This window comes from Teichococcus aestuarii (assembly GCF_042651065.1).
GTDB classification, from domain to species: Bacteria; Pseudomonadota; Alphaproteobacteria; order Acetobacterales; family Acetobacteraceae; genus Pseudoroseomonas; species Pseudoroseomonas aestuarii.
In genome coordinates, this window is sequence record NZ_JBHSCH010000003.1 from 115394 (window position 1) to 139375 (window position 23982).

General features: G+C 72.8%; 25 protein-coding genes and 1 tRNA gene. 12 read left to right on the forward strand and 14 right to left on the reverse strand.

The genetic code is table 11. From position 1 onward, the window contains the following. Positions 1-20 precede the first annotated feature (20 nt). Positions 21-770 (reverse strand): SDR family oxidoreductase, encoded by a 750-nt coding sequence (locus ACFOY6_RS02565; protein ID WP_109517717.1) that lies wholly within the window; start codon positions 768-770, stop codon positions 21-23. Between the two features lie 108 nt (positions 771-878). Here ACFOY6_RS02565 and ACFOY6_RS02570 point away from each other — a divergent pair, with 108 nt between their 5' ends. Further along, complete coding sequence (locus ACFOY6_RS02570; protein ID WP_379648745.1) at positions 879-1505, forward strand: hypothetical protein; 627 nt, start codon at positions 879-881, stop codon at positions 1503-1505. Between the two features lie 9 nt (positions 1506-1514). Here ACFOY6_RS02570 and ACFOY6_RS02575 read toward each other — a convergent pair whose 3' ends face one another. The 4 genes from ACFOY6_RS02575 to ACFOY6_RS02590 all read right to left on the reverse strand — a co-directional run bounded on the left by ACFOY6_RS02575 (position 1515) and on the right by ACFOY6_RS02590 (position 7077). Further along, positions 1515-2231: an HD-GYP domain-containing protein gene (locus tag ACFOY6_RS02575; protein ID WP_379648747.1), complete on the reverse strand. Its 717-nt coding sequence runs from the start codon at positions 2229-2231 to the stop codon at positions 1515-1517. Positions 2232-2267: 36 nt separating this feature from the next. Next, positions 2268-2972, reverse strand: a complete 705-nt coding sequence (locus ACFOY6_RS02580) for a response regulator transcription factor (protein WP_379648749.1) — start codon at positions 2970-2972, stop codon at positions 2268-2270. Between the two features lie 84 nt (positions 2973-3056). Next, a complete protein-coding gene (locus tag ACFOY6_RS02585; RefSeq protein ID WP_379648751.1) occupies positions 3057-5906 on the reverse strand; it encodes a response regulator in 2850 nt (949 codons plus the stop codon). A 124-nt stretch (positions 5907-6030) separates the two neighbouring features. Then, on the reverse strand, positions 6031-7077 hold the full coding sequence (locus tag ACFOY6_RS02590) for a glycosyl hydrolase family 8 (RefSeq protein ID WP_379648753.1): 1047 nt from the start codon (positions 7075-7077) through the stop codon (positions 6031-6033). A gap of 377 nt (positions 7078-7454) precedes the next feature. Between ACFOY6_RS02590 and ACFOY6_RS02595 the strand changes: the two genes are divergently transcribed. Beyond that, positions 7455-8291, forward strand: coding sequence for a UDP-2,3-diacylglucosamine diphosphatase (locus tag ACFOY6_RS02595; RefSeq protein WP_109517723.1), 837 nt, complete (start codon positions 7455-7457; stop codon positions 8289-8291). Position 8292: 1 nt separating this feature from the next. Beyond that, positions 8293-9309 (forward strand): glycosyltransferase family 4 protein, encoded by a 1017-nt coding sequence (locus ACFOY6_RS02600; protein WP_379648755.1) that lies wholly within the window; start codon positions 8293-8295, stop codon positions 9307-9309. 42 nt (positions 9310-9351) lie between these two features. Here ACFOY6_RS02600 and ACFOY6_RS02605 read toward each other — a convergent pair whose 3' ends face one another. Then, a complete protein-coding gene (locus ACFOY6_RS02605) occupies positions 9352-9951 on the reverse strand; it encodes a class I SAM-dependent methyltransferase (protein WP_379648757.1) in 600 nt (199 codons plus the stop codon). A gap of 164 nt (positions 9952-10115) precedes the next feature. Continuing rightward, entirely contained in the window at positions 10116-10337 is a 222-nt protein-coding gene (locus tag ACFOY6_RS02610) for a NepR family anti-sigma factor (RefSeq protein WP_146201914.1), read from the reverse strand. A 172-nt stretch (positions 10338-10509) separates the two neighbouring features. On the opposite strand from ACFOY6_RS02610, the gene ACFOY6_RS02615 reads away from it, so the two are divergent. Beyond that, positions 10510-11355 carry a sigma factor-like helix-turn-helix DNA-binding protein gene (locus ACFOY6_RS02615; RefSeq protein ID WP_109517726.1) on the forward strand — a complete coding sequence of 282 codons (846 nt, stop codon included), beginning with the start codon at positions 10510-10512 and terminating at the stop codon, positions 11353-11355. Between the two features lie 23 nt (positions 11356-11378). Here ACFOY6_RS02615 and def (ACFOY6_RS02620) read toward each other — a convergent pair whose 3' ends face one another. Further along, entirely contained in the window at positions 11379-11969 is a 591-nt protein-coding gene (gene def / locus ACFOY6_RS02620) for a peptide deformylase (protein WP_379634093.1), read from the reverse strand. A 109-nt stretch (positions 11970-12078) separates the two neighbouring features. Beyond that, positions 12079-13464, reverse strand: a complete 1386-nt coding sequence (locus ACFOY6_RS02625; RefSeq protein ID WP_379648760.1) for a calcium-binding protein — start codon at positions 13462-13464, stop codon at positions 12079-12081. A gap of 196 nt (positions 13465-13660) precedes the next feature. Here ACFOY6_RS02625 and ACFOY6_RS02630 point away from each other — a divergent pair, with 196 nt between their 5' ends. The 5 genes from ACFOY6_RS02630 (at position 13661) to ACFOY6_RS02650 (ending at position 18275) form a co-directional block, all read left to right on the forward strand. Then, the gene (locus ACFOY6_RS02630; protein ID WP_109517729.1) at positions 13661-14140 is read left to right on the forward strand and encodes a hypothetical protein; all 480 of its coding nucleotides are present in this window, start codon (positions 13661-13663) and stop codon (positions 14138-14140) included. Between the two features lie 220 nt (positions 14141-14360). Further along, a complete protein-coding gene (gene fbaA / locus ACFOY6_RS02635) occupies positions 14361-15455 on the forward strand; it encodes a class II fructose-bisphosphate aldolase (protein ID WP_379648801.1) in 1095 nt (364 codons plus the stop codon). A 368-nt stretch (positions 15456-15823) separates the two neighbouring features. After that, positions 15824-16951 (forward strand): acyl-CoA dehydrogenase family protein, encoded by a 1128-nt coding sequence (locus tag ACFOY6_RS02640; protein WP_379648762.1) that lies wholly within the window; start codon positions 15824-15826, stop codon positions 16949-16951. After that, the gene (locus ACFOY6_RS02645) at positions 16942-17691 is read left to right on the forward strand and encodes a PIG-L deacetylase family protein (RefSeq protein ID WP_379648764.1); all 750 of its coding nucleotides are present in this window, start codon (positions 16942-16944) and stop codon (positions 17689-17691) included. Before ACFOY6_RS02640 ends, ACFOY6_RS02645 begins: the two co-directional genes overlap by 10 nt. Continuing rightward, on the forward strand, positions 17688-18275 hold the full coding sequence (locus ACFOY6_RS02650; RefSeq protein WP_379648766.1) for a class I SAM-dependent DNA methyltransferase: 588 nt from the start codon (positions 17688-17690) through the stop codon (positions 18273-18275). Before ACFOY6_RS02645 ends, ACFOY6_RS02650 begins: the two co-directional genes overlap by 4 nt. On the opposite strand, the gene ACFOY6_RS02655 is transcribed toward ACFOY6_RS02650, so the two are convergent. The 5 genes from ACFOY6_RS02655 to def (ACFOY6_RS02675) all read right to left on the reverse strand — a co-directional run bounded on the left by ACFOY6_RS02655 (position 18208) and on the right by def (ACFOY6_RS02675) (position 22270). After that, on the reverse strand, positions 18208-19332 hold the full coding sequence (locus ACFOY6_RS02655; RefSeq protein ID WP_379648768.1) for a glycosyltransferase: 1125 nt from the start codon (positions 19330-19332) through the stop codon (positions 18208-18210). The genes ACFOY6_RS02650 and ACFOY6_RS02655 overlap by 68 nt on opposite strands. 123 nt (positions 19333-19455) lie before the next feature. Then, on the reverse strand, positions 19456-20001 hold the full coding sequence (locus ACFOY6_RS02660) for an NUDIX hydrolase (RefSeq protein WP_379648770.1): 546 nt from the start codon (positions 19999-20001) through the stop codon (positions 19456-19458). A gap of 52 nt (positions 20002-20053) precedes the next feature. Beyond that, positions 20054-20815 (reverse strand): tRNA pseudouridine(38-40) synthase TruA, encoded by a 762-nt coding sequence (truA, locus tag ACFOY6_RS02665; RefSeq protein ID WP_379648772.1) that lies wholly within the window; start codon positions 20813-20815, stop codon positions 20054-20056. Between the two features lies 1 nt (position 20816). Further along, entirely contained in the window at positions 20817-21740 is a 924-nt protein-coding gene (gene fmt, locus ACFOY6_RS02670; protein WP_379634113.1) for a methionyl-tRNA formyltransferase, read from the reverse strand. Further along, complete coding sequence (def, locus tag ACFOY6_RS02675; protein WP_109517736.1) at positions 21737-22270, reverse strand: peptide deformylase; 534 nt, start codon at positions 22268-22270, stop codon at positions 21737-21739. The genes fmt and def (ACFOY6_RS02675) overlap by 4 nt, the downstream gene beginning before the upstream one ends. A gap of 155 nt (positions 22271-22425) precedes the next feature. Between def (ACFOY6_RS02675) and ACFOY6_RS02680 the strand changes: the two genes are divergently transcribed. The 3 genes from ACFOY6_RS02680 (at position 22426) to ACFOY6_RS02690 (ending at position 23963) form a co-directional block, all read left to right on the forward strand. Then, on the forward strand, positions 22426-22902 hold the full coding sequence (locus ACFOY6_RS02680; RefSeq protein WP_109517737.1) for an Hsp20 family protein: 477 nt from the start codon (positions 22426-22428) through the stop codon (positions 22900-22902). Positions 22903-23098: 196 nt separating this feature from the next. Beyond that, positions 23099-23341, forward strand: coding sequence for a DUF1150 family protein (locus ACFOY6_RS02685; RefSeq protein ID WP_099093790.1), 243 nt, complete (start codon positions 23099-23101; stop codon positions 23339-23341). 547 nt (positions 23342-23888) lie between these two features. After that, positions 23889-23963: transfer RNA gene (locus ACFOY6_RS02690), tRNA-Thr, on the forward strand. Positions 23964-23982 lie beyond the last annotated feature (19 nt).

Consider the following 23982-nt stretch of genomic DNA (forward strand, 5'->3'; position numbering starts at 1 on the left):
CGCGCCCCGGCCCGCCTGGCTCAGCCGCGCCCGACGAAGGGCATCTTCGTCGCCATCACCGTCATGAACTGGATGTTGGCGTCGAGCGGCAGCGAGGCCATGTGCAGCACGGCCTCGCCCACATGCCGCACATCCATGCGCGGCTCCACCATCATGGTGCCGTTGGCCTGCGGCACGCCCTTGGTCATGCGGTCGGTCATCTCGGTCGCGGCGTTGCCGACGTCGATCTGGCCGCAGGCGATGTCCCATTTCCGCCCGTCGAGGCTGAGCGACTTGGTCAGGCCGCCGATGGCGTGCTTGGTGGCCGTGTATGGGGCCGAGCCGGGACGCGGCGCGTAGGCGCTGATCGAGCCGTTGTTGATGATGCGGCCGCCGCGCGGCTCCTGGTGCTTCATCATGCGGTAGGCCTCCTGCGCGCAGAGGAAGGCGCCGTTCAGGTTGGCCGCGACCACGCCGAACCAGTCCTCGTGCGAGATCTCGTCGAAATCGACCGCCGGGCTGCCGCGCCCCGCATTGTTGAACAGCAGGTCGCAGCGGCCCCACTTCTCCTTCACGGCGGCGAACAGCGCGGCCACGGAGGCGGCGTCGCCCACATCCGTCGGCACCGCCAGGCAGCGCGCGCCGGCCTCGCCCGCCTGGGCGATGGTGGCCTCCAGCGCATCGGCGCGGCGGCCGGCGAGGGCGACATGCCAGCCTGCGCCCAGCAGGGCGAGCGCGGCGGCGCGGCCGATGCCGCTGCCCGCGCCTGTGACGACGGCGATCTTGCTCATGGGCGTTCCCCTTCTTAACTGAATCGTGCCGCAGCCTGCGGCGGCCGGAGCGGAAGCGCAAGCCAGCTCCGGCGCGGCTGTCCGGCCTGGCCGGTAGGGGGATTTCCGATGCGACGCACCGCCATCCTGGCCCTGGCCCTCGCGTGGACCGGCGCCGGCGCCGCCCTGGCGCAGAACGCCCCCGCCCAGCTCTGGCCCACCCGCGACGTGGCGGTGACCTACACGGCCCGCGGCGGGCGCGAGGCACCGCGCACGGTGCAGGCGGCATGGCTCGCCGCCGAGCGGCGGCTGCGGGTCGAGCCGCCGGAGGCGCCGGGATGGGTGCTGGTCGACCTGCCGCGCGGCCAGGCGATGATGGTGATGGATTCGATGCGCACCGCCATGCAGCTGCCGGACGAGCAGAAGCTGCCGCTGACCGGTGGGCTTCCGCCGGGCACGACGATGACGCCGGCCGGCAGCGCCACCGTGGCCGGCCACCGCTGCGACATCTGGCGCGTCAGCAATCCGGACGGGCAGGGCACCGTCTGCCTGACGCCGGATGGCGTGCTGCTGCGCGCGCAAGGCAAGCATGAGGGCAAGCAGGGCATGCTGGAGGCCACCGCCGTCTCCTACACCCGGCAGGACCCGGCCCGCTTCCGCCTGCCGCCCGAGTACCGTAGCGTCACGCTGCCGCCCGGCCTGCTGAAGAACCTGCCGCCGGGCCTGGCGCAGAGCATTCCCGGCCTCTCGCGCTAAGGCACCGCCTCACCAGGGGCAGGGCGGAAGACGCAGGGCGCGCTCCAGCAGGTGCGAAGGCAGCAGCCCGGCCATGGTGCTCCGGCGGCTCAGCCCATGGTCCAGGCCCAGCTCCGCCTGGAAGGTCTCGCCCAGCCCCTCCACCAGCAGCGCCGCGAAATCGGGGTCGAACTGGGTGCCGGAGCAGGCCTGCACCTCGCGCAGCGCCTCGGCCACGCTGAGGTGCCGGCGATAGGCCCGCCCGGGCTCGATCATCGCGACGAAGGAATCGGCCACGCAGATGGCGCGCGCCAGCGGTGACAGGGCCGTGCCCGCGCGCCCACCGGGATAGCCGCCGCCCTGCCAGCGCTCATGGTGGTCCCGCGCCGCCACCTGCACCGCTTCCGGGTAGCGCAGCGCGGCCAGGGCCTCGGCGCCGGCCAGGGGATGGGCGCGCATCATGTCCGTCTCGCGGGCGCTGAGGCCGCGGGCGGCATCGAGCAGGCTGGTCGGCAGGAAGACCTTGCCCAAATCATGCAGCAGGCCGGCCGCCACCACCTCGGCCATGTCGCCCAGCCCGTCCGGGCGGTGGCTCCACATGGCCAGCAGCACCGTGGCCACCCGCACCGAATGATCCGCCGTCGCCGGATGGTGGCGCCGGATGGCCGCCAGCAGGCGCAGGCTCTGGCGGGAGAGGTTGCCGGGCGTGGCGCCCGGCCCGGGCACGTCACAGGCACTCTGAATCATCGCGCATCATCGCCCTGCCGGGTGGATGCAGCGAGGCTACCACACCAGCCGGTAGCCGCGCCCGCGCACCGCCAGAAGCTGGATGGCGCCATTCGAGGACTGTTCCAGCTTCTGCCGCAGCGAGGAGGCGAACTGGTCCACGCCGCGTTGCTGCGGCCGCCGCCGATAGCCCAGCACGTGCTCGGCGATCATGTCCCGCTCGGCGGTGAGGGAAGGGTCGCGCAGCATCATCGCCAGCAGCCCGGCCTCGGCGCCGGTGAGGTGGATTTCCGACCCGCCGGGGGGAACCAGCCTCTGCCGGGCAGGGTCCAGCAGCACGCCCATCGCCATGCGCGGCGGCAGCGGCTCCGACGTTGCCGGCGGCGCCGGCAGGCGGCGGGAGAGCGCCCGCAGCCGGGCCACCAGCTCCCGCGGGGAGACGGGCAGGGGCAGATGGTCATCGGCGCCCAGCTCCAGGCTGGCCACGCGCTCCGCCTCGCCGGCCTGCCGGCTCAGCACCACCAGGCCGCGACCACGGCCGGGAATGCGGCGGAGCATCTCGGGGGCCGAGCCCGCGGCCCAGTCGAGATCCAGCACCACCACCCGCGCCGGAGCCTGCTCCAGCGCCGCGCAGAAATCATTCAGGTCGTCGATGAGGTTCGGCTGGTAGCCGGACTGCATCAACGCTTCTGAGAGCGTCGCGGCCGTGCGGGGGCAACCCAGCCCCAGCAGGATGCCTTCGACGCGGGCCTGCTCCGCCAAGCTTCGCGGGCGGCGCAGCGGGGGTTCTAGGGTTGTGGTTTCGTTTACCATTGCTCGCTATGATAGCAGAGCAATTTGCGGAATCTACTGGAATGTGAGTTTTTCTCCTGAAAGTGGATCGGATGCCAGAACTTTCTGCGTGAGCGCCGATTGCAGCGCCGCCGCCAGCTCATCGCCTGTGCAGGGCTTGAGAAGAAGCGGCGGCTGGCCGGGCGTGGTGCCCGCCTCCACGGCATAGGCGGAGATCAGGAGCACCGCGCAGGATGGCTGCCAATGCCGGGCCTTCTCAGCCAGGTGCAGGCCGCTGAGGCCGCCAGGCAGCATGACATCGGTCAGCAACAGGTCGGGGCGCAGCCCTTCTTCGACCAGCTGCAAGGCGGCCGGGCCGTCCTCCGCCGCATGCACCGCGCAGCCCAGCGCCTGCAACTGCGCTGTCAGCCGCTGGCGCAGCGATGGCTCGTCCTCAACCAGCAGGATGCAGGGGCTGCCCTCCAGCCGTGGCGGCGGCAGCGTCTCGGAAGGGGCGGGCAGGGGGAGCGGAGACCAGGGCAGCAGCAATTCGGCCAGGCATCCGCCGCCGGCAGCATCGCTCAACCGGAAGGCACCGCCCTGCCGCCGCGCGAAGGCGGCGATCGCGGCGAGGCCGAGGCCATGCCCGCCGGGCTTTTCGCTGAAGCCGGCCTCGCCCGCCCTGCCAAGGGCCGCCCCGTGAAACCCGCTGCCGGAATCCTGTACCGCAAGCCGCAGGCACGGCCCCGGCGGCAGCGGCGCCGGCGCCGCCTCCAGCCGGTGCAGCGTGAGCCGCAGCGATCCTCCCTGCGGCATCGCCGCGCGCGCGTTCAGCACCAGGTTCACCACGGCGCTTTCCAGCTGGCCCGCTTCCAGCGGCAGGGGCGGCAGGCTTGGCGGAATCTCGGCCTCCAGCGCCACGGCGGGGCCGGCCAGACGCCGCAGGAGGCCCAGCAGGCCGCGCAGGAGCGCCGCCGGATCGGCCGGCCGGGCTTCCGTCCGGCCGCTGCGGATCAGCCCCAGCAGCGCGCCGCTGAGCGCCTGCCCGAGCGCGCCGGACCGGCGCAGCGCCTCCGCCGCCTCCGCCGCCTCGGGTGGCAGGCGGGAGGCCGTCTCCTCCATGGCGGCCATCAGATGGCCCAGATCGTGCGCCAGGCCGGCGGCCTGGATGATCGCCGCGCCCGGCAGCGCGCCGCCCGCCAGGGCCTCGGGCGCCGCGGCCTGACGCTGGCCGGTTTCCCGAAACTGCAGGGCGATGCCATCCCCGGCGGGATAGGAGAGCATGCGGAAGCTGCGGTCGCCGCCCTCACAGGGCAGGGTGATGTCGAACTCGGCCCGGCCGCCGCGCGCGGCCACGGTGTGCAGCTGCTCCACCAGCGCGGTCTCCAGCAGGATGGGGTAGCGCTGCCAGAGGGTCTGGCGGGGCAACGCCCCCTCCGCCAGCTTCAGCATCCGGCGGGCGGCGGTGTTGGCATAGGCGAAGCGCCATTCCGAATCGAGCGCGATGAAGCCGTCGCTGATCGACTCCAGGATGAACTCGACCCGGCCCCGGGCGCTTTCGGCCTCCTGCGCCGCGTGGTGCAGCGTGCCGATCAGGCGCCGGTTGCGGATCGCGATGCCGGCCAGAACGCCCAGCTGCGACAGCATGGCGATGTCGTCGGCGTCGAAGGCATGGTCGGCATCACCTACCAGAAGTGTGCCGAGCGGCGCGCCATCCGCCCCGCGCAGCGGCACCGACAGGGCGGCGGGACGCTCCGCCTGCGCCGGCCAGAGGCAGGGCGCGTCACCGGCGAGGCCGGGTTCGAGCGCCAGCCGGCGCAGCGCGGCCAGGGCGGGCGGCGCGTCGCCGGGCTTCAGGTCGATCACCGGCTCATGGCCTGCCGGCTCGTGCAGGCGGATGGCGGCGAAGCGCGCTGCGGCCGCCTGCCGCGCCAGCTGCCCGACGCGGTGCAGCAGGGCGGGCATCTCGGCCATGGCGGCGATCTGCGCCGAACCCCGCGCCAGCGCCTCGAGCCGCGCGGTGGCGGCCTGCCGGGCCGCCAGCCGCCGCGCCATCTCGCGCAGCACCAGCACCGTGCCCGCGCCGATGGCGAGGGTGGCCAGGAGAGCCAGCCCGATCAGCAGCCAGGTGCGCTGCCACCATGGCGCCATCACCTCCTTCTGGCTCTGGAGGGCGATGAGCATGACCGGCTGGCCCTGCACCGGCACCGCCGCATAGTAGCGTGGCGTGCCGTCGGCCGCGGCACGGTCCATGCCCGAGGCACGCCGGCGCTCGCGCAGGGCCCGCACCACCTCCTCCGCGCGTGCCGGCTTCTCGCCCGCCGGCCAGGGCCCGGGCGGATGCACGGCGAGGCGGTGCCCCTCCGCGTCGAACAGCAGCAGGCGGGCACCCTTGGCGAGCGGCAACCGCGCATACTGTCCGGCCAGCCCCTGCAGGGGCAGCAAGGCCATGCCCACGCGGTGCGCATCCAGCCGGCGCAGCAGCGGCAGGATGCTGCCTTCGCGGCCGCGCAGCGGCGGCGCGACATACAGCGCCGGCTCCCCGGCCGGCAGGCTGGCGAGGGAGGCGGCATAGCCCTGCTGCAGCCCCGCGATGTGCTCCCGGCCCCGGGCGGTCGCCAGCTTCACCGCCCCGGCGGCATCGAGCACAAACAGCCCGGTTCCCTCCGGCGCGAGCGCCTCGTGCCGCTGCAGCCGCCCCTCCCCTTCGGCATCCTCGTCGAGTCCCTCCAGGCCGAGCAGCGCCTGGTCCAGGCCGTTCAGCATCGCCGCGGCCTGGGCGGCGGCGGCCTCCGCCAGCGCATTGACGCCGCGCAGCACGCGATCCTCCGTCCGGCGCCGGTCCAGCGACAGGTTGAGTCCCAGTGCGGTTGCCAGGAGGCTGGTCATCAGCAGGGCCAGCACCGCCGCGCGGCCTGCCCTCACGCGGCGCGACCGCCTTGGCGGCTAACAGGGTTCAGGCCGGTCGGCGCTTCCGCCATGCTGATCCATGCTGCTCTCAGGGTGCGCCTCCACGCAAAGCCTCATGCTCCAGGCTGAGCTGGACGGTCTAGAGAAGCATCGTGCGCTCGAAAGCGGCCAGGCGGGCCAGAAGCGTCAGGGCGGCGGCATAGTAGTGCGGCGCGGCCAGGACCTGGGGCAGATCGGCGACACGGGCCTGCGGGTCGAGGACCAGCCGCATGATGGCCTGCATGCCGCTGTCGGCCGCATAGGGCGCCACGGTGTCCTGCGCGAAATCGGTCCAGGCCGGCGTGTAACCCGCCGGATGACGGGTGCTCCAGAAGCGGGCGGCAGCGCGGGCGGCCGGCTCGTCCAGCAGCCCTGCCCAGGCCATGTAGAGCGGGATGCGGACGGCATCGTAGGAGAAGCGGGCGGGCCAGCCGACGGCCGGGCTGGGCGGTTCCTCCGGCTTGCCGGTCAGGCGGATCCAGTCCGCCGGCAGGTTCCAGGCGCCGAAGCCGCTCTCCCGCAGCAGCGCCAGCCCATCCTCGCGAAGCGGCCGCCACAGCCCCTCAGGGTGCAGCCGCGCCATCGCATCCAGGGCAGGGAAGACATAGTAGGAAGGATTGATGACCGTATAGCTGGGATGTTCGAAGCCGAAGGCGGCGGGCAGCAACACGATCCGCCCGCCCACTCTCCGCACGCAGCGCTCATGCAGGTCCCGGGCGATCGCGGCGGCCCGCTCGGTGAGTTCCGGCCGGTGCCAGCGGCGGCCGGCCCGTTCCAGCGCCCAGGCGATGAACAGGTCGCCATCCGCTGCGTTGTTGGTGTCTTCCACCGGATTCCGCCGGTCCGGGCGCCAGCTCCAGACATGCAGCGAATCCTGCGGGCGGCGCAGATTCTGCTGTGTCCAGGCCAGCACGCGGTCGAACACCGGCTGGTCGTCGAATGCCTCCGCCATCAGCAGCGCCCAGCCCTGGCCCTCGGAGTGGGAGGCGTTGTTGTTGCCGGTGTCAACGATGCGGCCGACGGGCAGCAGATAGAGGGCCTTGAAGCCCTCCCATTCCTGCCGGTCGGGCATGACGGAGGCGGAGCGGAACTCCGCATACCCCGGGAAGCGAGGCACCACGGCCAACAGGCCGGCGCAGAGCGCCACCCATTTCCGCCGTCCGAAAGCCCCCTGCATTGCGTGATGCCCACCCATTCCTGAAGGACCAGTGACTACCTTCAATAGCAAAGCATTTAGCTATGCGCGCAATACGCGCACAAGCCCGATGGTTTGCAGGGTTCAAGAGAATTTGTCCGGCACTCCCGGGAACAACACGCGCAGCGACATGGCGGCTTCACCGTTTATAAACCACAGGTTGATTTGCCCGGCAGAATTGTATGTGCAGCGGCGTTCGCCTCATTCGTCAAGCGCCTGTCATGTGACGGTCACGGCTCCGTCGCATGGCTCGGATACTGCCGCCCTGGTCGAAACATCCCGGTCCGGCAGCCACGTCAGAAGCCCGGGCCCAGCCAAGGGAAGCCGGAATGCCCAACAGCACCGCGCCTGATCCCCGCCCCGCCCTGCGCCGCTACCGGGCCCTGTTCATCTCCGACACTCATCTCGGCATGCGGGGCTGCCGCGCGGAGCTGCTGCTCGACTTCCTCAACCAGGTCGAGTGCGACCATCTCTACCTGATCGGCGACATCATCGATGGCTGGCGCCTCCGCCGCTCCTGGTACTGGGAGCCGGGGCACGACCTGGTCATCCGCCGCGTGCTGGCCATGGCCCGCGCCGGCACCCGCGTCACCTACATCCCCGGCAACCATGACGAGGTGTTCCGCGACTGGGCCGGGCCGGAGTTCGAGGTGGCCGGCGTCGCGCTGCTGCGCGAGGCGGTGCATGAGGCGGCCGATGGCCGGCGCTTCCTGCTGATCCATGGCGACGAGTTCGACAGCGTGGTGCGCTACGCCACGCTGCTCGCCCATCTGGGCGACTGGGCCTATGACGCGGCGCTGGTGGCCAACCGCTGGTTCAACGCGGCGCGGCGCCGCCTCGGCTACCCGTACTGGTCGCTCAGCCAGTGGCTGAAGCGCCAGGTGAAGGAGGCGGTAAAGGCGATCGACCGCTTCGAGGTGGCGCTGGCCGAGGAGGCGCGGCGGCGGGGCCTGGACGGCGTGATCTGCGGCCACATCCACCACGCCGAGATGCGCATGGTGAACGGCGTGCTCTACATGAACGATGGCGACTGGGTGGAAAGCTGCACCGCGCTGGTGGAGAACGCCGATGGCCGCTTCGAGCTGATCGACTGGGCCGCCGAGCAGCGCCGGCGCCACGCCGCGCCGCCTGCCCTGCCGGCGCCCGTCGCATTGCCGGCGGCATGAGATGCGCATCCTGATCGTCTCCGACGCCTGGGCGCCCCAGGTGAACGGCGTGGTGCGCACCCTCGGCATGGTCTCCGCCGCGCTGCGGCGCGGCGGCGACACGGTGGAGGTGCTGGGGCCGGACCGCTTCCGCGGCCTCGCCGTGCCCGGTGAGCCGGGCCTCCGCCTGGCGCTGGGAGCGGGGCCGCAGCTGGGTGCCCTGGCCGGGGTCTTCGCGCCGGACGCCGTGCACATCGCCACCGAGGGGCCGCTCGGCTGGAGCATGCGCCGACTCTGCCGGGCCCGCGGCTGGTCCTTCACCACGGCCTTCCACACCCGCTTCCCAGATTACCTGCGGGCGCGGCTCGGCGTCCCGGCGGCGATCTCCTGGCATGTGCTGCGGCGCTTCCATGCCGCTGCCGCCGGCACCTTCGTCGCCACCGAGGCGCTGCGGCAGGAGCTGGCGGGGCAGGGCTTCACCCGCCTGCGCCCCTGGTCGCGCGGCGTGGACACCGCCCTGTTCCAGCCTGGCCCGCGCGACGCCTTTGCCGGCTTGCCGCGGCCCATCTTCCTGTGCGCCGGGCGCGTCGCGCCGGAGAAGGGGGTGGAGGACTTCCTGGCCCTGCCGCTCCCGGGCAGCAAGGTGGTGGTGGGGGACGGACCGCTGCGCGCCACGCTGGAGCGGCGCTACCCCGAGGCGCGCTTCACCGGCTTCCTGCACCGCGAGGCGCTGGCGGCCGCCTACGCGGCGGCCGACGTGATGGTGTTCCCCTCCCGGACCGACACCTTCGGGCTGGTGCTGCTGGAGGCGATGGCCTGCGGCACGCCGATCGCCGCCTACCCGCAGCCCGGGCCGCGCACCGTGCTGGGCAACGCCGAGCCGCCCCTGAACATCGGGGCGATGGACACGGACCTGCGCGCCGCCTGCCTGCGCGCCCTCTCGGCGGACCGGGCCGCCTGCCGCGCACGGGCGGAGTCCTTCTCCTGGGAGGCCTGCGCGGCACAGTTCCGCGCCCAGCTCGTGCCGCTACGGGCATAGGCAAAAGGGCCGGGGAGGGGCCACACCCCCCCGGCATGCCTCTCATTGCGGCGTGTAGCGCCAGACGCTGGCGGGCGGGAAGTTGCGCGGCGTCCAGGCCTCGCGCCGGGCGCTCAGGCCGAGCTTGCGCCAGGGCAGGGGCGAGGTGATGCAGTAGCTGTAGAGCAGGAAGCCGAGCCCCGGCGCCACCGCCTCCAGGCTCGCCAGGAAGCGGCGCTGGCGCTCCAGCGGCAGCAGCACCAGCGGGATGCCGCAGATGGCGGTGCCGATCCGCCCCCGCGCCTCGGGCGGCAGGCAGCCGGGCAGGTTGAAGGCGTCGCCCTGCACCACGCGCACGCCAGGCAGCACCCGGCGCAGATGCGCCGCCATCTCCGGCACGATCTCGACGACGATCAGCCGCTCCGGCGGCACGCCCCGCTCCAGCAGGGCGCGCGACAGCACTCCGGTGCCCGCCCCCAACTCCAGCACGTACTCCCCGGGCCCCTGGCTCGTCAGCGCCGCGATGCGGCGGCAGAGGGTGGGGGAGGAGGGCACCACGGACCCCATCTGCAGGGGATTGGCCAGCCAGCGCCGCAGAAACAGACCGGCATGGGCGACCTTCCCGGGCGGAACCTCGGCATGCGGGGGCAGTGCGTCGGGCATGCGGAACCTCAGCTTGATGATCCGCATTCGTTAACCCGCGGCCTGCGACAGATGCGTGGCGGCGGCATGACGTTCCGGCGAAGCAGGGCGGCCGCCACGGCTGCCCGCGGTGGTCCTCCGCCCCGTCACATCGCGCCGCGCCCTCTCAGGCCGGTAGCGGCCACCTAATGAACGGAGGGCCGCAGCTTGCGCAGCAGCGCCAGGAGCCGCGGCGGCAGCGGCTCCTCGGCCGCGTCCTGGTATTCCTCGCGCAGGCGCTCGTCGAGCCAGTCCCGCCGCGTGTTCCCGGCGTCAGGGCTGGCGATGCCGGCCGCCTTGTCCTCGGGTGCCGTTTCGCTGGCCTGATCTTCCTCGGCAGGCACGGGCGCAGGGACGGATTTAGCCACGCGGGGGCTCTCTTCTCACGAAGTGGTGTGCCATCGTAAAGGCATAGGCCTGTGCATTTCGACAGGGAAGTTGTAACGGTGAGGCCTTCGGTCTGAAATTCAAGCGCGCCCCGCCGGCCGAAAACCCGCCGGCACGGAGGTTGGTTGCCAGGAGCAGGAAGGTCACGCGAGCATGGGCTCTGACCCCGCCGACCTGTTACCCGTCCTGCGGGCCCTGCGCCGCTACACCCACGCCGCACTCGGGTCCCGCGTGCTGGCCGACCGCGTGGTGGAAGTCGCGCTGAACGATCTGCTGACCGACGAATCGCGCCGCCCTTCGAAACGCTCTCCGGGGCGGCTGCGGCTCTACCGCGCGGTGCAGGACCGGCTCTCCAGCCTCCTGGACTGTCCGCCTCCCCATCCGGGTCGGCTCGTGGAAGCGCTGCCGGAAGAGGCCGAATCGCAGGCGCATGCGCTGGTCCGGCTCTGGCTGCGGCGCCGGCTGCGGCGGCTGACGGCGCCGCAGCGCCACGCCCTGCTGCTGTGCCACCTGGAAGGCTTCACCCCGTTGCAGATCGCCCGCATCCTCCGGGTCGATCCGGGCGCCGCGCGCACCCTGCTGGCGCAGGCCTGGGCCATCACCGTGCCGCCCTGCCCGGCGGAGATCCTGATCATCGAGGACGAGATGCTGACGGCGCTCGACATGTCGATGACGATGCGCGACCTCGGCCATACCGTGCTGGGCATCGCCAGCTCGGCGCGGGAGGCCGAGATGCTGCTGAAGGACGGGCGGCCCGACCTGATCCTGTCCGAGCTGCGGCTGGCCACCGGCGCCGGCCAGGCGATGCTGCGCCAGCTCGGCGCGGCGGACGCGGCGCCCATCGTCTTCGTGACGGCGAGCGAGGAGCCGATTCCCCTGCCGGGGCAGCGCGCCCCGGCCTTCGTGGTGCGCAAGCCCTTCTGCGCCCGGCACCTGGCGATGGCGGTGTGCGATGCCCTGGCCGCCGGGCGCGAGCGCCGCCTGACGCTCAGCGCCTGAGTCTCAGCGCCTGACGCGCGGCGTCAGGCGCCAGCGGCCCCGGCTTCGGCGGCCCCGGCTTCCTGGCGGGCCTCGGCCAGGGCCTGCGCCTCCTGCACGCGGGCGATCTCCTCGTTGAAGCCCATCAGCCGGAAATCGGTCATCCGCGTCGGGTAGAGGATGCCGTCGAGATGGTCGTTCTCGTGCTGGACGACGCCGGCATGGAAGCCGCCCACCTCGGCCGAGATGGTGCGGCCATCGCAATCCTGCCCGGTGTAGCGCACCCGCTTGTAGCGTGGCACGGCGGCGCGCAGGCCGGGGATGGAGAGGCAGCCTTCCCAGCGGAGATGCTTCTCCTCGCCCAGCGGCTCGATCACCGGATTGATCAGCACGGTGTTGCCCACCGGCACGTCGCCCGGCGCGCCGGTGGCGCGGTTGGGCAGGACGCGGAAGACGAAGAGCCGCAACGGCACATGCACCTGCGGCGCGGCGAGGCCGGCACCCGGCGCATCCTCCATCGTCTCGAACATGTCCTGCACCAGCCGGCGGATCTCCGGCGCGCCGGGGTCCGGCACCGGCTGGCACCGCTCCAGCAGAACGGGGTGGCCCATGCGGGCGATCTTCAGAATGGCCATGCCGGTTCCTGCGGAGAAAGGGTTTCTGGCGGGCACCGAATGTGCGGGAGGCGCCGCCCGGCCGCAACACCGCCCCTCGCTTCCGCCGGCCCGGTCCGGCCGGGGCCCTTCAGCCCAGGAGGTCGTCCGTGCGGCCTTCCTGGGAGCCGTACAGGATGTAGTGCCGTGCGGCCGCGTCCTGGTCAGCGCCGAAGGCGACCTGGAGATCGACATAGTTGGTCAGGTACTGCACGGCGTCGAAGCTGACCTTGCGGCCCTCGAACCGTCCGTACTGGAGGTAGTGCAGGGCGCCGGCCTCGCGGTTGGCGCCAAAGGCGTCGATCAGGTCGTCATGGGAGGCGATGTAGTCGAGGGCGTCGAACAGCACCGTCCGCCCTTCGTGCCGGCCCTGCTCGATATAGTGCGCCGCCGCCCTGTCCTGGTTGCTGCCGAAGGCCAGGATGAGGTCGGTGTAGGAGGCGGTGTATTCGAGGCTCTCGAACCGCGTCACGCGCCCCTCGGCCCAGCCATGCGTCATCTGGTGCAGGGCGCCGGCCTCGCGGTCGGTGCCGAAGGCGTTCATCAGGTCCGCGTAGGAGGCGGTGTATTCGAGGGCGTTGAAGGTGATCGCCCGTTTCTCCGCATGGCCCTGCCGGATGTAGTGGGCGATGGCGGCCTGCACATCGATGCCGAGGTTCAGCTGCAGGTCCGTGTGGGAGGCGAGGTATTCCGCGCCCTGGAAGGCCACCGGCCGCCCCTCGCGGGCGCCATGATGCAGGTAATGCTCGAATCCGGCCCCCGCATCGGCACCGAAGGCGCGGATCAGCTCCGGATTGGCGGCGATGTAGGCCAGCGGCGCGAAGCTCTCGCCGATGGCGGGGCGGAGCTCGCCGCTGGTGAACTGGAGGCGCTCGACGCCGATCAGCCGGTCGCTTCCCTCCAGCGCCAGGGCGGAGGCGGTCAGCGGGATGGTGGCCAGGGTGCCGCTCCACGCCACCAGCCGGTACTCGGCGGCCGGGCCGTTCAGCACCACCGTGTCCAGCCCGGCTCCGCCGTCGATCACGTCGTCGCCGGGGCCAGGCAGGGCGGTGTCGTTGCCGGCGCCCAGCCGCAGCACGTCGTTCCCCGCATAGGCGCGCACATGGTCGTCGAGCGGTGAGCCGGACAGGATGTCGTCGCCGGCCAGGAGGGCGGCGCGGGCGGCCTCGCTCATGCCGTGCCAGGTGCCGCCCAGCAGCTGGCCGACCGGCATGGAAAGCCCCTCCACCCTGAGGGTGGTGATGCCGTCCCGGCTCTCCTGGAAGCCGGAGACGGTGCCCTGCGCGGGAGCGCCATAGGCATCGTACTGGAAGCCGCTGCCGAAGAACTCGAGGGCGTAGGAGGCATCCCCGGTGAATCTCAGATCCGCCCGGGCATAGCCTGCCTGCCGTGAACTAAACGTCAGGTAATTCCAGGAAACAGCCTCCGGATTCCGGAAATCGAGGCTGGTCCGGCTTCCGGCTGTGATCTGCACCATTGGTCTGTTCCTGGGCCACGGCTTCCTGAGTTTCTTGTTGTTAACACAGAGGCCGCAGGCTGTCCCAGCCGAGTCGCAGGTTGCGGCGCCGCTGAACGGGAAGGGAAGGCCGCGGAAATTCGCACGTTGCAAAAGGCGAATTTTCTGCTAGGTTTTCCATCACGAAAAATTGATTAACACATGACAGGGCGCTCAGATGCAGCGGAAGCCGACCGATTTTTCGGACGCCATGGCGGGGATCGACCAGGCCATGCTCGATGACGTCGCCGAGGCCGGCGAGGTGCGGAGGATGTCCAGCGCCGCCTTCCTCAAGATCGGCGCCATGCATGGCGTGACCGTCGAGATCGAGCCGCCGCTCGGCGCCGACGGGGATGTGCCGCTCCTGGTGCGGCAGGGGCTGGTGATTCGCTGCATGCTGCCGCGCGGCATCTCCGCCGCCTGGCTGGCCGCGGCGCTGGCCGAGGGCCCGGTGGCGCAGCTGGTGCAGAAGGTGCTGGATGGCCACCGGCTGAACCTGACCGCCGATGGTGGCACCGGGCAGCTGAGCCGCGGGGCGGAACTGGCCCGCAGCCGGCTGCTGGAGACCCTCTCTGCCATGTCGCCGCTGCTGCCGGCCATGGCTCCCACCAGGAGCCGCCGCCCGCGCAAGGCCCCGCTGCAGCTGGCCGCGGCCTGAGGAGGCTGATGGCCGGCGTGCCGGCCGCGAGGGTTCCGCCCGCGCTGGGAGCGCGGGGCTGATCGAAGCGTGTCTTGAGCTTGCGCTTGGCGACCGCCACAACTCTGCCGTATGGCAGGGTTAATCGAACGGAAAGGCTGGCCTCCCTCGGCGGGGGGCGGCCTTTTCATGCCATGACCAAGCGCGCGCGCGAGACAGCCGGAGACCCGAGATGAACGACATGCTGCCCCCCGGCCAGAAGGCCCCGACCAAGCTTCGCCCGGGCGTGGTGACCGGCGCCGACTACCTGGCCCTGCTGGATGCCTGCCGCGACGGCGGCTACGCCCTGCCGGCGGTGAACGTGGTCGGCACCAACAGCATCAACGCCGTGCTGGAAGCCGCGGCCAAGAACAAGTCCGACGTCATCATCCAGCTCTCCAACGGCGGCGCCCGCTTCTTCGCCGGCGAGGGCTGCCCCGATGCCGCCGCCGCCCGCGTGCTGGGCGCCGTCTCCGCCGCGCAGCATGTGCACACCGTGGCCGCCGCCTATGGCATCTGCGTCGTGCTGCACACCGACCATGCCGACCGCAGCCTGCTCCCCTGGGTCAACGCCATGATCGACCATGGCGAGGAGCACATGAAGCGCACCGGCAAGCCGCTCTTCTCCTCGCACATGATCGACCTGTCGGCCGAGCCGCTGGACGTCAACATCGAGGAATGCGCCAAGGTCCTGAAGCGGATGGCGCCGCTCGGCATGAGCCTGGAGATCGAGCTGGGCGTGACCGGCGGCGAGGAGGACGGCATCGGCCACGACCTCGAGGAATCGGCCGACAACGCCCACCTCTACACCCAGCCGGAGGACGTGCTGAAGGCGTGGGAGGTGCTGGCGCCGATCGGCCATGTCACCGTCGCCGCCTCCTTCGGCAACGTCCATGGCGTCTACGCCCCCGGCAACGTCAAGCTGCGGCCGGAGATCCTGAAGGGCTCGCAGGAGGCCGTCTCCGCCAAGTTCGGCGGTGGCGAGAAGCCGATGAGCCTGGTCTTCCACGGCGGCTCCGGCTCCGAGAAGGACAAGATCACCGAGGCGGTGTCCTACGGCGTGTTCAAGATGAACATCGACACGGACACGCAGTTCGCCTTCGCCGAGCCGGTGGGCGCCTATGTGCAGGCCAGTCCGGTGGCCTTCACCCACCAGATCGACCCCTCCAACGGCAAGCCCACGAAGAAGCTCTACGACCCGCGCAAGTGGCTGCGCGCCGGCGAGAAGGGCATCGTCAAGCGGCTGGACGAGGCCTTCGCCGATCTCGGCTCCGCCGGCCGTACCCTGGCGGGCTGAGCCACGGAAACCGGGCGGCGGTGGCGCGCCGCCGCCCGGCCTTCCCGGGGCGCCCCGCCAACCCGGCCGCGGCACGGGCATGGCCGGGCGCCGCCGGCATCTCGCTGCTTTCCCTGCGCGGGTGCCGTTCTGGCCATCTTCCGGCCTGCAATCCAACCACCGCCCCCGGCATGGCGGCGCTGACACCGGCGCCCGCCGCGCTGCCGGTTTGGCCGCTGCGCGGCATCTGCCCGGCCTGTGCCCGAAGCACCCCCAAGGGTGCTGCGGGTTCCCGGCATGGCGCCGTCCCACGCCTGAGGCACGGGCAGCCGGCAGTCTTTTTTCAACCTCTGCCGTAACCTTGACCTTGGCGCTGCGTTGCGGCGGCTGTGACACAGCGCCTTACGACCGGCCGCGCCCTGGCGGCGGACCCTCTCGCCGCCGCGCAGCGCGTGGCCTCGCTGGCCCGGGCCCTCGGCGCCGCCCGCGACGCCGACGGGGCCTTTCCGGATTCGGAGGTGGCCGCGCTGCACGATGAAGGCCTGCTGCTGGCGCCACTCCCGGCCGGGCTGGGCGGGGCGGGGCTGCTGCAGGGCGCGGACGGGCTGCGCCGGCTGGCGCGGGTTCTGGCCGCCATCGGGGCCGGCAGCCTGCCGCTGGGGCGGCTGTACGAAGGTCACGTCAACGCCCTCGGCCTGATCCAGGCCTACGGCACCGAGGCGCAGCGCGCGGCCATGGCCGAGGATGTGCGGGCCGGCCATCTCTTCGGCGTCTGGGCGACCGATGACGGTGCCGCGCCGCTCCGTCTGGAAGGTGCGGAAGGCGGCGGGGTGCTGCGGGGCCGCAAGATCCTCGCCTCCGGGGCAGGCCGGGTCACGCGCCCGCTGGTGACGGCGCGTGCCGCGGACGGGCTGCGCATGGTGCTGCCCCATCTCTCCCCGCGCGAGCGCGCCGACCTCTCCGGCTGGACGGCACAGGGGATGCGCGCCTCCGCCACCGGGGCGGTGGATCTGGAGGGGCTGCCCATCGCCACGGGGCAGTGCCTGGGCGCGCCGGAGCAGTATCTGGCGGAGCCGCATTTCGCCGGCGGCGCCTGGCGCTTCCTCGCCGTGCAGTCGGGTGGCATGGCGGAGGCCGTCGCGCTGCTGCGCGAGCAGCTGCGTGCCCGTGGCCGCGATGCCGATCCCTACCAGCTGCACCGCGCGGGCGAGGCCGCCATCGCGCTCGGGACCGCCCGGCTCTGGGTGGACCGTGCCGCTGCCCTGGCCGGCAGCGACGCGGCGCCCGATGCCATCGCCGGCTTCATCAACCTCGCCCGCCGCGCCGTGGAGCGCGCGGCGCTGGAGGTGCTGGAGGCGGCGCAGCGCTCCGTGGGACTGATGGCCTTCATGCGGCCGCAGCCGCTGGAGCGCGTGGCGCGCGACCTGGCAACCTATCTGCGCCAGCCGGCGCCGGACCGGGCGCTGGCGCAGGGCGCCGCCCATTGGCTCGAGAGGGACCCGTTGCCATGGCCGTGACCGCCGGCGCCTTCTTCCATGCCGCCGAGGCGCTCCCCTTCGCCGCGCTGGACGAGATCCTGGCGCCGGGAGGGCTGCTGGTGCTGGCGCCGCACCCCGACGACGAAAGCCTGGGCTGCGGCGGGCTGATCGCCCTGGCGGCCCGGCAGGCGCGGCCGGTCTGCGTGGCGTTCATCAGCGATGGCGCAGCCTCGCACCCGGGCTCGCGCGACTACCCGCCGGAGGCGCTGCGGGCGCTGCGCGAGTCCGAGGCGCTCGGCGCGTTGGCGCTGCTGGGGGTGCCGCCGGGCATGGTGCGCTTCCTGCACCTGCCGGATGCCGCCGTGCCGCATGAGGGGATGCGGTTCCTGGCGGCGGTGGAGCGGCTTTCCGGGCTGGTGCGGTGTATCGGCGCCGGCACGGTGCTGGCCAGCTGGGGGCACGACCCGCATTGCGACCATCAGGCGACCCACGCCATGGCGGCGGCGCTGCGGCGGCGCCACCCGGGGCTGCGGCACCTGGCCTATCCCGTCTGGGGCCATACCCTGCCGCCCGAGACCGAGATCGGCATGGCGCCGCGCGGTGCCCGGCTGGCGGTCGGCTCGGTGCTGCCGCACAAGCGCGCCGCCATCCGCGCCCACCGCTCCCAGCTTGGCGAGGTGATCCTGGACGACCCACAGGGCTTCGTGCTGGACGCTTCCATGCTGGCCCGCTTCGACCGGCCCTATGAGATCGTGCTGGAGGTGGAGCCCGAGGCATGACCCACCCCACGGGATCGCTGCCCGCGGCCTATTTCGAGGCGCTCTACGCCGCCGACCCCGACCCCTGGCGCTTCCGCGACAGCGCCTACGAGGCCGGCAAGTATGCCGCCACCCTGGCCGCGCTGGAGCGCCCGCGCTACGGCCGCGTGCTGGAGGTGGGCTGCTCGATCGGCGTGCTGACGAAGCAGCTGGCCGGGCGCTGCGATTCGCTGCTGGCGATCGACGGCTCGGCCCGCGCCATCGCGTCGGCGCGGCGCCATTGCGGGCCTCTGCCCGGCCTCACCCTGGCGCAGCGCGAGGTGCCGCGGCAGTGGCCGCGCGCCCGCTACGACCTGATCCTGTTCTCCGAGGTGCTCTACTACCTGGACGAGGCCGACCTTGCCCGCGTCGCTGCGCTCACGCGGCGGGATCTGGCGCCGGGCGGCGAGGTGCTGCTGGTGCACTGGACCGGCACGACGGACTATCCGCTCTCGGGCGATGCCGCGGCGGAAGGCCTGAGCGGCGCGCTGGCCGGTGTCATGCCGGCAGTGCGGCAGGAACGGGCGGAACACTATCGGCTGGACCTGCTGCGCCGGCCGGGCTGAGGCCGGTCAGCAGCAGCGCCGCGGTGCGGATCTCGCCCGGCAGGGCCTGCGGCAGCAGCGGCTCGGGCCGCAGCAGCGGGCTGGCATATTCCACCATGGGCCACAACGCCACGAAGGGCAGGGCGGCGCGGCTGGTCAGGAAGCCGAGCGGCAGGTCAAGCCGTGCCTCCCAGCGCGGCGCCTCCACGATCCGTTCCAGGGCCCCTCTCTCCCAGGCCCCGCGCAGCGCCGCCCGCAGCGAGAAGCGCCGCGCCGCGCCGTCCGCCGGCTCCAGCATCGGGTCGCAGGGCAGTTCGGGGCAGAGGGCCTGCTGGCGCAGCGTGTCGGCGGCGCCGCCCAAGGCGCGGCCCTGCAGGCGGCAGGCGGTGCGCACCCGCACATCGGTCGCGTGGCGGATGCGGGCACCGCCGAAGCGCAGGGCGGCCGCCTGGGCGCGGCCCTCGCCCACCGGCCAGCGGGGCAGGCCGCCGGCACGGCGGTAGGCCCGCAGCGTCACCGCCAGGCTGGCGCCGGAGGCCCCGCGGTGCCGTGGCCAGGGGTCGTGCGGGCAAGGGTCCTGCCGCGCCTCCAGCCGCGCCAGCAGGGCGTGGTAGCGCTCCTCCAGCAGCATCCGCCGGCGCAGCATGGCGGGCAGCCGCCGCCGCTCCGCCGGGTCGTAGCGCACCGCGCCGGCCACGGCATCGGCGGCGGCGGCGAGGGCGGCGCGCATCGCCTCCAGCCAGTCCGGCGCCACGCGGCTGTCGGCGTCGGTGGTCAGCAGCAGCCCGTCCGACGCGCCGCGCGCCTCCAGCAGCGCGGCGGCGGCATCGAGCGCCAGGCCGCGCGCCTCGCCGGCATGCGCCCGCTCCGGCGGCAGGCTGACGCGCAGCGCCAGCAGCGCGAAGGGCAGGGCGGGGCGCAGCCCGCGCACCCGGTCCCGCGTGCCGTCGGTGCAGTTGTTGAGCAGGAGCAGCACCGTCAGCTGTGCCAGCGCGGTCTGTGCCGCCAGGGCCGCCAGGCAGGCGCCGATCTGCGCCACCTCGTTGCGGACCGGAATGGCCAGGACGGCGTCCGGCACCTGCGGGGCGGACAGGGGATCGTGGCACGGCGCGGCGCGCTGCCAAGGTGACGGTGCGGGCATGGGAAGCTGTAACGTCGCCGCGGCCCCGCCCGTTGCCGCGCGGTGCGAGCTTCCCGGTGCTCAGACCCCCTGCGGGGAGGTGGCGCCGGGAAAGCGCCCCGCCGTCTCCAGCACGGGCGCACCAAGCGGCTGGCCGCGCGTCGCGTGCCAGCGCCGCAGCGCCGCGTGCACGGTGGGGAAGGCCAGCTGTTCCCACGGGATCTCCGCCCAATTGAACAGCCGCACCTCCAGGCTTTCCGGCCCCGCCGCGAAGCCCGGCACGGCCAGATGGGCGCGGAAGATCACCTGCACCTGCCCGATGCGGGGAATGGAGTAGAGGGCCAGCACCCCCTCCGTCGCGATGCGCGCCTGGGCTTCCTCCCAGGCCTCGCGCAGGGCGCCTTCCTCCACCGTCTCGCCCAGCTCCATGTAGCCGGCGGGCAGGGTCCAGAAGCCCCGGCGCGGCTCGATGGCGCGGCGGCAGAGCAGCACCCGCTCCCCCTCCGCCACCACCGCGCCCACCACGATCTTCGGGTTCTCATAGGCGATGAAGCCGCATTCGGCGCAGGTCAGCCGCTCGCGGTCCTCGCCCTCGGGGATGATGCGCTGGAAATTCGGCTCGGACATGGTGCCAGGGTGCGGGGCGGGCGCGGCGGCCGCAAGCCCTTCCCGCATGGCTTCAGCACCAGTCCGGCGGCGTCTCGTAGCGGGCGAAGAGGAAGGTGAGCCCCTCGGGCGGCGCGTTCTGACCGGCCAGGGTGCGGTCGCGCCCGTCCAGCAGCTGGCGGGGCCATGTGGCGGGGCGGCGGCCCAGCCCCACCTGCACCAGCGTGCCCACCATGTTGCGAACCTGGTGGTGCAGGAAGCTGCGGGCGGCGGTGTGCACCACCACCTCGTCGCCCTGGCGGGCGATGTCCAGTCGGTCCAGCGTGCGCAGCGCGCTCTTGGCCTGGCAGGCGGCGGCGCGGAAGGCGGAGAAATCATGCTGGCCGAGCAGGCCCTGCGCCGCGGCGTGCATGGCCGCGGCGTCCAGCGGCTGCTGCACGTGCCAGACGCGCCCGGCCTCCAGCGCCGGCCGCGCCCGGCGGTTCAGGATGCGGTAGCGGTAGCCGCGGCCGATGCAGGAGAAGCGCGCCGACCACCCCTCCGGCGCCCGCGCCGCCGCCAGCACCGAGACCGGGTGCGGACGGGTGTGGTAGTTCAGCGCCTCGCGCAGGCGCAGCGGCTCCAGCTCGGTGGCGATCTCGATCTGCACCACCTGGCCCTCGGCATGCACCCCCGCATCGGTGCGGCCGGAGGCCTGGGTGGCGGCGGGCTGCCCGCCATTCAGCGGCGCGGCGGCATCCTCCAGCACCTGCTGCACCGAGAGGCTGCCCGCCTGGCGCTGCCAGCCGACGAAGGGCGCGCCGTCATACTCCACCAGCAGGGCGTAGCGCGGCATCTCAGCCGAGCACCGTGCCGGGCGGCAGCGGGAAGCCGCGCAGGAAATCCGCCGCCGGCAGCGGGCCACGCCCGGGGCGCTGCAGCCGCGTCAGGCGCAGCGCGCCCTCGCCGCAGGCGATGACGGCGCCCTCCGCCAGCACCGTGCCGGGTGCCGCGCCGGGAGCGCCCCCGGCCGGTGCGGCCTCCAGCACGCGGATCGTCTCGCCCTGGTGCTCGAAGAAGGTGCCGGGCCAGGGGTTCAGCGCGCGCACGCGGCGGTCCAGCGCGGCGGCCTCCTGCGCCCAGTCCAGCCGGCCATCGGCCTTGCTGAGCTTCGGCGCGTAGGTCACGCCCGCCTCGGGCTGCGGCACCGGCGCCGGGTTTTCCGCCAGGGCGCGCAGGATGAGGCCGGCGCCCATGGCGGCCAGCGCGTCGTGCACGGCGGGCGTGCCGTCGCGCGGGCCGATCGGCAGCCGGGCGGAGAGCAGCATCGGGCCGGTGTCCAGCCCTTCCTCCATGCGCATGATGGTGATGCCCGTCTCGGCGTCCCCGGCGAGGATGGCGGCCTGGATCGGGCCGGCGCCGCGCCAGCGCGGCAGCAGCGAGGCATGGATGTTCAGGCAGCCCCGACGCGGCGCCTCCAGCATGGCCGGCGGCAGGATCAGCCCGTAGGCCGCCACCACCGCCACGTCGAGATCGAGGGCGCGGAAGGCCTCGTGTTCCGCCACGTCGCGCTTCACCCGGGCGGGGTGGCGCACGGGCAGGCCGAGTTCCAGCGCGGCGCGGTGCACGGGGCAGGGGGTCTCGCGCTGGCCGCGGCCGGAGGGGCGGGGCGGCTGGGTATAGACCGCCGCGACCTCATGCCCCGCCGCGTGCAGCGCGCGCAGCGCCGGCACCGCGAAATCCGGGCTGCCCATGAAGGCGAGGCGGAGCGTCCCGCTCATTCGCCGTCCCGCTGCCGGCCCTTGAGTTCCTTGGCCAGCTTGCGCAGCAGCATGTTGCGCTTCAGCGCCGAGATGTGGTCGACGAACAGCACGCCGTTCAGGTGGTCGATCTCGTGCTGGATGCAGGTGGCGAGCAGGCCATCCGCCTGCATCTCCCGCCTGCTGCCGTCGAGATCCTGCCAGCGCACCTTCACCTCGGCCGGGCGCGTCACCTCGGCATACTGGTTGGGCAGGGAGAGGCAGCCCTCCTCGCGCGCGGCCAGCCCGGTGCTGGCGGCGACGATCTCGGGGTTCACCATCACATAGGGCTGCGGCTGGTCCTCCGGCTGCAGGTCGATGACGACGAGCCGCAGCAGCTCGCCGATCTGCGGCGCGGCGAGGCCGATGCCGGGCGCCTTGTACATGGTGGCCAGCATGCGCGGCGCGAGGGCGCGCACCGCCTCCGCGTCGCCGGGGCCGACGGGGCGGGCCTTGGCGCGCAGCCGCGCGTCGGGCACCAGGAGGATGGGCAGCAGGTCGGTGTCGGACATGAGGCCGCTGCTTTAGCCCTGCGGCTCCCGGGCTTCAATCTCTGAGGCTGGCGGTGGGTCTTGCATCCGCCGCACCGCTGCCCAAAATATGGGCTCGACGGCAGGGTGCTTCGGGCTCTGCCAGACGCTCGCTCACCGTGAGGAGTTCCAGGCCCATGTCCCGCTCGTCGCTCTTCGGCTCACCCCTGTTCCTCGGCTTCGATCATCTGGAGCAGATGCTCGACCGGGTGGCAAAGAACGCCGATGGCTACCCGCCCTACAACATCGAGCAGACCGGTGAGAACCGCCTCCGCATCACCCTCGCCGTCGCCGGCTTCAGCATGGACGACCTCCAGCTCACGCAGGAGGACAACCAGCTGGTGGTCCGCGGCAAGCAGCGCGAGGAGGTGGAGGGCCGTGTCTTCCTGCACCGTGGCATCGCCGCCCGCCAGTTCCAGCGCGCCTTCGTGCTGGCCGAGGGTATCGACGTAGAAGGTGCATGGCTGGATAACGGCCTGCTGCACATCGACCTGAAGCGGCCGCAGCCGGAGGTGCGGGTGAAATCCATCCACATCGGCACGCGGGGCGCGCAGGGCGGCCGTCCTCTCGTCAATGGCAACGCCCTTGACGATGGTTCGGCTTCCATCGCCTAAACTTTCACGTCCACCGGCCATTCTTCCCCTATCCCCCCCTGGCCGGGCGGTGCGCCGACGGACTGCCTGGGGCAGCGTCGCCATCCGCCCGCCGGGGAACGGCCGAAACGGGAACGGTCGGTGTTTCACACGCGGTGCGGCAAAGCCGGCCGCGCGCCGGGTCCCATTCCGGGAACGGCCAAAGGAGATTCCTGCGATGAACAAGGAAGGTCCGACACGCCCCTTCGCCGCCGCCGACGCGCTGCGTCAGCTGGCACCGGCCGACTGGGCGCGCTTCGGTGCGGAACAGATCGCCTATATCCGGCCCGTCCTGGTGGACGGAAACCCGGCCGTCGCGATCCACGCGGCGGACGGGACGCAGATCGGCGCGGCGCCGGATGCCAGCCTCGCCACGGCGGCGATCCTCCAGCACGAGATGCTGCCCGTCCTGGTCCACTGAGGCCATCGAGCGGGGGCCGGGGGAGCGATCTCCCCCGGCCTTGGCGTGCCGCGCGCCTGGCGTCAGCCCTGGACAGGCTGCTCGCCCAGTACTGCCTGCATGTGCCACACATCATCCTTGCGCCGGGTGGTGAGACGAAGCGCCGCCCCCGGCACCTGCCCCGCCAGCAGCCGGGCGGGGGGATCAGCTGTCCTGCACCGGCCTGTCTTCGGCACCAGCCCGTCTTCGGCGTTGAGGACCGGGTCGCCCGGGCACAGGCCGGCTCTTGCCGCCGCGCTCCACCGCCGCCACCCGCACCCCTTCCGTCTCCGCCGACAGGGACACGCCGAGCCAGCCACGCTCCGTCCGGGCGCCGCGCAGGGCTAGGGGAAGGGTGGGCCTTGGCCTGCAGCCCGCCCCGCGCCGCCCTTCCGCCACCCGGCAGGCGGCCTCAAGCCTGATCCATAGCGGATTATCGAGCTGCCCTAGGCGCGGTTCCATTTCCGGCGCGGCAGATGCAGGAAGGTGGTTGCCCTGGCCGGCGAGGGGCGCTAGAGAGCGCCCGCACGCCGACGTAGCTCAGCGGTAGAGCAACTGATTCGTAATCAGTAGGTCCCCGGTTCAATCCCGGGCGTCGGCACCATCTTTTCAGCGACTTACGC

Coding starts and splice junctions, on each gene's coding strand:
- ACFOY6_RS02630 (WP_109517729.1), top strand. CDS start 13,661: ATGCAGCGGAAGCCGACCGATTTTTCGGACGCCATGGCGGGGATCGAC.
- ACFOY6_RS02595 (WP_109517723.1), top strand. CDS start 7,455: ATGCCCAACAGCACCGCGCCTGATCCCCGCCCCGCCCTGCGCCGCTAC.
- ACFOY6_RS02565 (WP_109517717.1), bottom strand. CDS start 770: ATGAGCAAGATCGCCGTCGTCACAGGCGCGGGCAGCGGCATCGGCCGC.
- ACFOY6_RS02575 (WP_379648747.1), bottom strand. CDS start 2,231: ATGATTCAGAGTGCCTGTGACGTGCCCGGGCCGGGCGCCACGCCCGGC.
- ACFOY6_RS02685 (WP_099093790.1), top strand. CDS start 23,099: ATGAACAAGGAAGGTCCGACACGCCCCTTCGCCGCCGCCGACGCGCTG.
- fbaA (WP_379648801.1), top strand. CDS start 14,361: ATGCTGCCCCCCGGCCAGAAGGCCCCGACCAAGCTTCGCCCGGGCGTG.
- ACFOY6_RS02660 (WP_379648770.1), bottom strand. CDS start 20,001: ATGTCCGAGCCGAATTTCCAGCGCATCATCCCCGAGGGCGAGGACCGC.
- ACFOY6_RS02615 (WP_109517726.1), top strand. CDS start 10,510: ATGGGCTCTGACCCCGCCGACCTGTTACCCGTCCTGCGGGCCCTGCGC.
- def (WP_379634093.1), bottom strand. CDS start 11,969: ATGGCCATTCTGAAGATCGCCCGCATGGGCCACCCCGTTCTGCTGGAG.
- ACFOY6_RS02600 (WP_379648755.1), top strand. CDS start 8,293: ATGCGCATCCTGATCGTCTCCGACGCCTGGGCGCCCCAGGTGAACGGC.
- ACFOY6_RS02650 (WP_379648766.1), top strand. CDS start 17,688: ATGACCCACCCCACGGGATCGCTGCCCGCGGCCTATTTCGAGGCGCTC.
- truA (WP_379648772.1), bottom strand. CDS start 20,815: ATGCCGCGCTACGCCCTGCTGGTGGAGTATGACGGCGCGCCCTTCGTC.
- ACFOY6_RS02570 (WP_379648745.1), top strand. CDS start 879: ATGCGACGCACCGCCATCCTGGCCCTGGCCCTCGCGTGGACCGGCGCC.
- ACFOY6_RS02680 (WP_109517737.1), top strand. CDS start 22,426: ATGTCCCGCTCGTCGCTCTTCGGCTCACCCCTGTTCCTCGGCTTCGAT.
- fmt (WP_379634113.1), bottom strand. CDS start 21,740: ATGAGCGGGACGCTCCGCCTCGCCTTCATGGGCAGCCCGGATTTCGCG.
- ACFOY6_RS02605 (WP_379648757.1), bottom strand. CDS start 9,951: ATGCCCGACGCACTGCCCCCGCATGCCGAGGTTCCGCCCGGGAAGGTC.
- def (WP_109517736.1), bottom strand. CDS start 22,270: ATGTCCGACACCGACCTGCTGCCCATCCTCCTGGTGCCCGACGCGCGG.
- ACFOY6_RS02625 (WP_379648760.1), bottom strand. CDS start 13,464: ATGGTGCAGATCACAGCCGGAAGCCGGACCAGCCTCGATTTCCGGAAT.
- ACFOY6_RS02645 (WP_379648764.1), top strand. CDS start 16,942: ATGGCCGTGACCGCCGGCGCCTTCTTCCATGCCGCCGAGGCGCTCCCC.